This window comes from Kitasatospora sp. NPDC057512 (assembly GCF_042802135.1).
Classification (GTDB): domain Bacteria; phylum Actinomycetota; class Actinomycetes; order Streptomycetales; family Streptomycetaceae; genus Kitasatospora.
This window is the reverse complement of sequence record NZ_JBHVET010000933.1, coordinates 1-2,751: the sequence shown is the minus strand read 5'-3', so window position 1 is coordinate 2,751 and position 2,751 is coordinate 1. Positions and strand designations below refer to the sequence as shown.

3 protein-coding genes are annotated in these 2,751 nt (G+C 75.3%); 1 reads left to right on the top strand and 2 read right to left on the bottom strand.

Annotated features, from left to right (window positions below):
* Positions 1-365: 365 nt before the first annotated feature.
* Both ACFU6K_RS35930 and ACFU6K_RS35925 read right to left on the bottom strand, forming a co-directional pair.
* Positions 366-632 (bottom strand): UBP-type zinc finger domain-containing protein, encoded by a 267-nt coding sequence (locus ACFU6K_RS35930; RefSeq protein ID WP_380670368.1) that lies wholly within the window; start codon positions 630-632, stop codon positions 366-368.
* A 38-nt stretch (positions 633-670) separates the two neighbouring features.
* Complete coding sequence (locus ACFU6K_RS35925; protein ID WP_380670366.1) at positions 671-1,576, bottom strand: helix-turn-helix transcriptional regulator; 906 nt, start codon at positions 1,574-1,576, stop codon at positions 671-673.
* A 211-nt stretch (positions 1,577-1,787) separates the two neighbouring features.
* On the opposite strand from ACFU6K_RS35925, the gene ACFU6K_RS35920 reads away from it, so the two are divergent.
* Complete coding sequence (locus tag ACFU6K_RS35920) at positions 1,788-2,549, top strand: SDR family oxidoreductase (RefSeq protein ID WP_380670364.1); 762 nt, start codon at positions 1,788-1,790, stop codon at positions 2,547-2,549.
* The last annotated feature ends 202 nt before the right edge of the window (positions 2,550-2,751 follow it).

Genomic DNA, 2,751 nt, shown 5'->3' with positions numbered 1-2,751 from the left:
GCGGTGGCGTAGGACATCGGGCCGGCGCTCGGCTCCGGCGCGAGCCGGGTGGGCGGGCTCGCCATGCCCCGGCGCTCCAGCAGCTCCTGGGTGCCCTGGCGGAGCTTGGCGGTGCTGCCGGGCGTTCGCTTGGTCATCGTCGGCCTCCCTTCGTCGGCCTCCGGGCCGGACGGATGCCGACCGGAGGGACCGCACGGGCGTTATGTCCGGATTTTATCCGCGTTGCGGGCCCGTGCCACCGCGGAGAAAGCCGACCTGCCGCTACGGGGGCCGGGCGTGGGCGCCGTACGCGGGGTCGGGCGTGGACACCGTACGCGGCGGCGGGCGTGGACACCGTACGCGGGCGCCTCGCACGGCCGACCGCCTCAGCCCATGACCTCGTGGACGAAGCACCAGCGCCAGTCCTCCCCCGGCTCGTACGAGCGGATCACCGGGTGGGAGGAGTCGTGGAAGTGCGCGGTCGCGTGCCGCTGCGGCGAGAAGTCGCAGCAGCCGATGTGACCGCAGTCCAGGCAGATCCGCAGGTGCACCCAGTCCCGGCGGCCCTGCGCCAGGCAGTCGGCGCAACCGTCGGCGGGCGGCCGGGGCTCGATGTCCTGAGGAGCCAGAGCGAGGTCTTCGCAGGCGCTCATGACTGAAAGGCTATGCCGCCCCGGCGCGGATCGCCCGCTCAGGGCGCTTCCGCCCCCTCGGCGGCCGCCCCGTCCGCTGCCGCGCCCTCGGCCACCGCCCCCGGAGCCGTCCAACTCGCCAGCAGGGCCAGCTTCTGGGCGGTGGGCGAGCCCGCCGGGGCGGTGTAGGCGACCAGCAGTTGGTCCGGCGAGCCGTTGACGCCCAGGGTCTCGTAGCCGAAGTCGAGCCCGCCGACCAGCGGGTGGTTCACCTGCTTGACCCCGTGGGTCTTCTCCCGCACCAGGTGGTCCGCCCAGAGCCGGACGAACTCCGCGCTGCGCAGCGACAGTTCGCCCACCAGGGCGGCCAGCTCCGGGTCCTCCGGGTGCAGTCCGGCGTCCCGGCGCAGAAAGGCGACGGTCTCGGCCGCGACGGCGTCCCACTGCCCGTAGTACTCCCGGGCGGACGGGTCGAGGAAGGCGTGCCTGGCCTGGTTGGGAAGGCCGTCCGGGCCGGCGTCGGAACGCGTGGAGAAACCGTTCACCGCGTCGCCCAGCGCGTTCCAGGCCAGCACGTCCATCCGGCGGCCCAGCACGAAGGCCGGCACCCCTGTCATCAGGTCCAGCAGCAACCGCGTCCCCGGCCGGACCGGCTGCCGTCCCCGCACCCGGGCGGCGGAGGCCGCCGGCGCCGTGGGCGGACGGACCAGCGAGCGCAGGTGCGCGGCCTCCACCCCGTCCAGCCGCAGCACCCGGGCCACCGCGTCCAGCACGGCGTCCGAGGCGCTGCCGCCCCGGCCCTGCTCCAGCCGGACGTAGTAGTCGACGCTGACGCCGGCGAGCTGCGCCACCTCCTCCCGGCGCAGGCCCCGCACCCGGCGGCGGCCGTGCGAGGGCAGGCCCACCTCCTCCGGCAGGATCCGGGCCCGGCGCGAGCGGAGGAAGTCCCCCAGGGTGTTCTCCATGCCGGGCAGGGTAGCCCCGGAGGGGCGTCCCGAGGGTGGCACCGGCTTTCCCAGGAAGGCCCGTCCCAGGGTTTCCCCGTCCCAGGAAGTCCCGTCCGAGGAATTCCCGTCCGAGGAGGGCGGTGCCCAGGAGGAACGCACCCCTGGGTAGCCGGTCGCGGCCCGCGCAGAGTGGTCGGCGTCAGCCCGGCCGAACCCTCTGGAGCCTCCGATGAGCCACCCGTCCCTCGCCGCCCGCACCGCCGTCGTCACCGGAGCCGCCAGCGGCATGGGCGCCGCCACCGCCCGGCTGCTCGCCGCCTCCGGCGCCCGGGTCGCCCTGCTCGCCCGCCGCACCGAGCGGCTCGACTCCCTCGCCGAGGAGATCACCGCCGCGGGCGGGCAGGCACTCGCCGTCACCGCCGACGTCACCGACCAGGCCTCGGTGGACGCCGCCGCGAAGGCCGTCCACGACGCCTACGGCCCGGTCGACCTGGTCGTCAACAACGCCGGGGTGATGCTGCCCAACCCGCTCGCCGACGGCCGGATCGACGAGTGGACCCGCATGGTGGACACCAACCTCACCGGCGCGCTGCGGATCGTCCGCGCCTTCGGCTCCGACCTCACCGCGGCCGCCGCCGAGGGCCGCACCGCCGACCTGGTCAACGTCTCCTCGATCGCCTCGCACGTGGTCTTCCCCGACTACGCGGTGTACGGGGCCACCAAGGCCGCGCTCACCCAACTGTCCGCCGCCCTGCGCAGCGAGTTCGGCCCGCGCGACGTCCGGGTCAGCGCGATCGAGCCCGGACTGACCGACACCGAGCTCGGCGGGCACATCGACAACCCGGTGCTGCGCGAACAGCTCGGCGGCATGTTCGACGCCATCCCGGCGCTCGGCGCCGAGGACGTCGCCGACCTCATCGCGTACACCGTCAGCCGCCCCCGGCACGTCAACCTGCGCCACCTGGTCGTCCTGCCGACCCGCCAGGCCTAGGGCCCGTCTTCAAACTCGCGTCTGCGGGCCGACGCCGGGGCACGCGCCTCGCCGCGTTGTCGTCGGTCGCCAATGGCCCCCAGCCTGGCGGCCGGGAGGTGCCCCCACCGCAGTGGCTCCGCCCCCAGCCTCCGGCCGGGAGGTGCCCCCACCTCCGCCTTGCGATGCACGCACCCCAACGCCGCCCCGCCCGCCCTCCGGG

What these genes read in the sequence shown, in the direction of transcription:
- ACFU6K_RS35930 (WP_380670368.1), bottom strand. Translation starts at nt 632, where the DNA reads ATGAGCGCCTGCGAAGACCTCGCTCTGGCTCCTCAGGACATCGAGCCC.
- ACFU6K_RS35925 (WP_380670366.1), bottom strand. Translation starts at nt 1,576, where the DNA reads ATGGAGAACACCCTGGGGGACTTCCTCCGCTCGCGCCGGGCCCGGATC.
- ACFU6K_RS35920 (WP_380670364.1), top strand. Translation starts at nt 1,788, where the DNA reads ATGAGCCACCCGTCCCTCGCCGCCCGCACCGCCGTCGTCACCGGAGCC.